Annotated in this window: 3 protein-coding genes and 1 pseudogene; 3 read left to right on the top strand and 1 reads right to left on the bottom strand. The window is 55.2% G+C overall.

Annotated elements, in window-relative coordinates:
* The 3 genes and pseudogenes from ppnK to NW819_RS04405 all read left to right on the top strand — a co-directional run.
* Positions 1–572: pseudogene (gene ppnK, locus NW819_RS04415) on the top strand (NAD(+) kinase); the annotation flags it as partial.
* Positions 573–631: 59 nt separating this feature from the next.
* Positions 632–1,270, top strand: a complete 639-nt coding sequence (locus NW819_RS04410) for a histidine phosphatase family protein (RefSeq protein WP_414390208.1) — start codon at positions 632–634, stop codon at positions 1,268–1,270.
* A gap of 64 nt (positions 1,271–1,334) precedes the next feature.
* On the top strand, positions 1,335–2,294 hold the full coding sequence (locus tag NW819_RS04405) for a patatin family protein (protein ID WP_414357628.1): 960 nt from the start codon (positions 1,335–1,337) through the stop codon (positions 2,292–2,294).
* 103 nt (positions 2,295–2,397) lie between these two features.
* Here NW819_RS04405 and NW819_RS04400 read toward each other — a convergent pair whose 3' ends face one another.
* Positions 2,398–3,441 carry a DUF58 domain-containing protein gene (locus NW819_RS04400; RefSeq protein WP_414413005.1) on the bottom strand — a complete coding sequence of 348 codons (1,044 nt, stop codon included), beginning with the start codon at positions 3,439–3,441 and terminating at the stop codon, positions 2,398–2,400.
* Positions 3,442–3,723 lie beyond the last annotated feature (282 nt).

Raw genomic sequence — 3,723 nt, 5'->3', positions numbered from 1 at the left:
AGTTGGGGCAAGGGGATCCCTTGGCCGCCCGTGGAGGGGGAAAGTCGCAAGGCCGTCCGGCCAGCGAAGTCTACTATGCCCTCAATGAGATCTGCCTGAAGCCAATCAACCGAGAACGGCTGCCTGCCGCGATCATGGAGATCGAGGTCAACGGAGAGATTTTGGATCAGTACCACGGGGATGGCGTGCTGGTGGCCACACCGACGGGATCCACCTCTTACACTCTGGCAGCCAATGGCCCCATCCTCGAGCCCACCCTCGATGCCATCATCATCACCCCTATTTGTCCCCTGAGTTTGTCTAGCCGTCCTATTGTCATCAGCGGCACAGCCAGGGTGGACATTTGGCCTCTTGCCGATCCCGAAGGGTTGACCCGCCTGTGGACAGATGGCGTGTTGGCTCAGTCGGTGAATCCCGGCCAGTGGGTTCACATTCAGCAAGCGCCTACACCGGCCAAGCTGATGATCCTGGAAAAAGATCTCTCCTACTTTCGCACTCTGCGGGAAAAATTGCAGTGGGCGGGCAGCCGCATCTACATCCCCACCACCAACCACCGCCCCGAGGGGGGATAAGGAGAGCTTAAAGTTGGGCAGCTAGAGTGGCAAAGTTCGCTCCCATAAGCATATTTCCCATGAGCCTGAGACTTTACCTCCTTAGACACGGAGAAACCCCCTACAGCCGTTCCGGCAGCTTTTGCGGCGCTCTCGATCCCGACCTCACCCCCGAAGGCAAACAAATGGCAGAAGCCTTTGCCGCAGCCTATGCTGGGATCCCTTGGCAAGCTCTCTACGTCAGCCCAATGCGGCGCGCCTTGGCTACCCTAAGCCCCCTGGCCGAGAAAGTTGGCTTGCAGATGCAGATTCGAGAGGGCCTAAGAGAAATTCACTACGGCGAGTGGGAGGGCAAAACCCACGCTGAGGCGCAAGAAGCCTACCCAGAAGCCTATTGGCGCTGGATGACCGAGCCGGCCTGGAACGCCCCTCCGGGGGGCGAAACCGCCGTGCAAATTGCCAATCGGGCCATGCCGGTTGTGGCCGAGATCCAGGAAAAATGGACAGGCGGCCACGTCTTGATCGTCTCCCACAAGGCCACCATTCGGGTCATTCTCTGCAGCCTGCTGGGCATTGACCTGGGTCGCTACCGGGATCGCATTGAGGTTTTGGCCGCCTCGGTCAGCGTGGTCAAGTTCGACCGCTATGGCCCCCTTCTGGAAATCTTAGGGGAACGCAGTTATCTGCCTTCCGATCTGCGGGAAAGGGCAGGTACCTAATTGTTAGAGGGAGCAAGGTTTAGGATTCTTGAGGTCTTTTGGGTCTCTTTTTGAGGGAGCAATCATGGGCAAAAAACTGGGATTGGCACTGGGCAGCGGCGGAGCCAGGGGATGGGCTCATATTGGCGTAATTCGGGCTCTAGAGCAGGCCGGGATCCCCATTGATTATATTGCCGGGACGAGCATTGGCGCTTTTGTGGGAGCCATTTATGCAGCAGGAGAACTGGATGAGCTGGAAGACTTTGTGCGAGATCTTAACTGGAAGATGATTTTGTCTTTGTTTGATGTGGTCTTTCCCACCTGTGGCCTGCTGGATGGCAACAAAATTTATGAGCTGCTGACAGAACATTTGCAAGAGCTGTGTATTGAAGAGGCCGGGATCCCCTTTTGCTGTGTGGCTACCGACTTGATCACAGGCCAGGAGGTGCTGTTGCGTTCGGGTAAAATGGCAGATGCCGTGCGGGCCAGCATCTCTATCCCAGGAATTTTCACTCCCTTTCACCACGAAGGGCGCTATCTCGGAGATGGAGGCATTGTCAATCCGGTGCCGGTGCGAGTGGTGCGGGAGATGGGGGCCGATGTTGTCATCGCGGTCAATCTCAACCATGTGGATCCCGCGGATGTGGAGTCGCAACTGGAAGAAACAGAGGTGGAAGAAACCCTTCAACGGCGACAGCGCTTGAATGCTGAAGGAGAAGTGATCGAAGAAGAAACCAACTTCATCACCCGCATTCGCAAACGCTATCAATCCCTACAACAAGGGATCCAAGAAAAAATTAGCCAATGGTTTCCAGATGAGCCCTCTGGTCCCAATATTTTCGACGTTATTGGCAAGACGTTGAACGTGATGGAGCAAATCGTTACCCGCAGTGTTTTAGCCGAACATCCGCCGGATTTGCTCTTACAACCCAAGCTGAGCCAGTATGGGATCTTCGATTTTCATCAAGCAGATCCGATTATTCAGGAGGGCTATCGACAAATGCGGCGGGCCATTCCAGAATTGCGACAAAAGTTGGAGCAGTGAACCACCACTTCTTCAGCAGTTTAACCTAAAGCTTTGCAAGGATCTGCGCCCAAGCTTTCCAAACAATCTCAGATGGATCCTGCTATCAAAATGGGCCTGAAGCTCACTCAATTGGGATAAATTGCAACAGCGATCCCGTGTGGATGAGATGGGCCGGGGCAGATTTTCCATCCTGGTCGGGATGGGCCAGCAGCACACAGCGATCTTGAGGGGTGAGGTCAAACTTGACAGAGGGATCAGGTTCTCTTTCCAGTGGAGGGCTGAGCTGGGGATCCCCGACAAAAGTAAGTCGTGCCAACACGGTCAGCAGGTGATCTTGATGGGCCAGGTCTGACCCAAAAGGAGTCCGCTCTTGTAACGTAACAAGTGCTACCGGGTAACCTTCTCGCATCAAGTAGAAGAGGATCCCGGCACAGCGCTCTACAGCTCGCTCCAACTTGTCTCGATGGATCTCGGGCCTCTCTTTCTGGGGCTGCCAGCGGTTTTCAAAACAGAGGGTGATGGCCTGGGCTCGTGGACGCTCCAACTCCCGCACGATCAGTTGGTCCCGTTTGGCCGAGATCTTCCAGTGGACAGAACGCACATCGTCGTGGGGTCGGTAGGGCCGTAAGCTCAGGTAGTCTCCCTCTCGACCAGGCTGGGGGCGCAATTGGTTGCCGCTGCTGAGCTGATCCCACAGCGCCAATCCTTGAACCGGGGCGAGCCGCGGAAACACGATCACCGTTTGGGGATCCCTAATCTCTACCGCCTTGCGGAAGAGTTCAAATGGAAAACTGGTGGCAACTTCAAAACCTTGCAACTGCCAGACTCCCCGCTTTGAAAAAGTATGCTGATAAAAAGTGTCCACCTTGGCACCGGGATCCACCCGCAAAACATAGCTGGAAGGCCAATCTTCCCGCCTCAGCCCCTCAATGCGTTCGCTCACCTGCAACGAGAAGCTGGGCAGGCGCCGTTTGCGATTGACCAGCGTGAGACCCACTAAGACAGGCTGGCCAGCGAAAATGCGGCTAGGCAACTGCCGGCTGACCTCCAGATCTTTGAGGGTAAGATCAGAGAGGGTACCACTGATGAGAATAAGGCTGAGCAGCATTCCCAGCAACAAATACAGGGGATTGTTGCCGGTGTTGAAAGCAGCAATACTTACCAACAGGGCGATCCCGACAAACCGCCCCCCAATACGGGTAAAGCGGAAGCGGCGCAGAAAACGAACCTGGCGCCCTGATTTCTGCTCTGAGGAGAAGATCCCCAGGCTTCCCGTCCGTTGAAGCAGTAATGGAACTAGTTTTCGGCTTAGTTTCCACAACACCGCAGTCCCCTCATCACTCGTTCATCCCCGGCCCCTCTCCAAAGGAGAAAGAGGTCTGGAATCTACAAGCTGCTTCAGTGTAATTTGAAATCACCATAACCAGTGCTACGGGCAGGTTTTTTC

Origin of the sequence: Synechococcus sp. R8-2, assembly GCF_047461715.1 — a bacterium.
Taxonomy (GTDB): domain Bacteria; phylum Cyanobacteriota; class Cyanobacteriia; order Thermostichales; family Thermostichaceae; genus Thermostichus.
This window is presented reverse-complemented; position numbering and strand designations above follow the sequence as displayed.

What these genes read in the sequence shown, in the direction of transcription:
- NW819_RS04410 (WP_414390208.1), top strand. Translation starts at nt 632, where the DNA reads ATGAGCCTGAGACTTTACCTCCTTAGACACGGAGAAACCCCCTACAGC.
- NW819_RS04405 (WP_414357628.1), top strand. Translation starts at nt 1,335, where the DNA reads ATGGGCAAAAAACTGGGATTGGCACTGGGCAGCGGCGGAGCCAGGGGA.